Source organism: Halomonas sp. SIMBA_159 (genome assembly GCF_046536035.1).
Classification (GTDB): Bacteria; Pseudomonadota; Gammaproteobacteria; order Pseudomonadales; family Halomonadaceae; genus Vreelandella; species Vreelandella venusta_A.
This window is the reverse complement of sequence record NZ_JAWJBT010000667.1, coordinates 1-268: the sequence shown is the minus strand read 5'-3', so window position 1 is coordinate 268 and position 268 is coordinate 1. Positions and strand designations below refer to the sequence as shown.

The 268-nt window shown below is 57.8% G+C and carries 1 protein-coding gene; it reads left to right on the top strand.

Annotated elements, in window-relative coordinates; all coding sequences use genetic code 11:
• A partial coding sequence (locus R0J87_RS20890) for an SPOR domain-containing protein (protein WP_498888657.1) occupies positions 1-226 on the top strand: 226 nt, incomplete at its 5' end.
• Positions 227-268 lie beyond the last annotated feature (42 nt).

Sequence of the window (268 nt, the reverse complement as noted above, 5' to 3'; positions counted from 1 at the left end):
GATGCAATGCGGCGCTTACCGCTCGCCAGGGCAGGCGGAGGAGCGCAAAGCCATGATTGCTTTCCAGGGGCTCACCGGCCAGATCAAAGTGTCTCAGGGTGAAAAAGGCAGCTGGTATCGCGTGGTACTCGGCCCATACCCGCAGAAACGCAAAGCCGAAAGTGATCGCAATATGCTGCGTCGGGCCGGGATTGAACCTTGCGCCATCTGGTACTGGGACGCCTGAGTCGTTTGCTGAGCTGATAACGGCTCACTACACTGATAGATC